Annotated in this window: 1 pseudogene; it reads left to right on the top strand. The window is 74.0% G+C overall.

From position 1 onward, the window contains the following. Nucleotides 1–49: 49 nt before the first annotated feature. A pseudogene (locus EHS43_RS45895) lies at nt 50–427 on the top strand (hypothetical protein); the annotation flags it as partial.

The raw sequence follows: 427 nt of genomic DNA on the forward strand, positions 1-427 counted from the left end.
CGGGACCCTCGAACAGCCGCCGCTTCCGGAGCCGCTCCCGGACCCGACCGTGAACGTGCCCGACACGAGCGGTCTGCCGCACAGCACAGGAGTGCCCGGGGACGGGTCCACCGGCCATGGCACCAACCCCACGGCCGCCGGTGCCACGCCGAGGCCGAGTACGCAGTCGGAGACGGTCACCGTCCCGGAGACCGGTACCGGGGTCCTCCCGGACGTGCCGTCGTCGGCGAACACCCCGGAGACGGCACCCTCCGCGACCCCGCACGGCACTACGGGCCAGCCAACGACAGCCGCAGGAGGCCAGGGCAACACCTCCGCCACGAGCGACGACGTGGCCACGAGGCCGAACGCCGATGACCAGGACGGCACGGTCACCACCGACGAGAACACCGGCCCCGCCCCGTCCCCCGACGAGGCAGTGCAGCCC

The organism is Streptomyces sp. RP5T, from assembly GCF_003933965.1.
Taxonomy (GTDB): domain Bacteria; phylum Actinomycetota; class Actinomycetes; order Streptomycetales; family Streptomycetaceae; genus Streptomyces.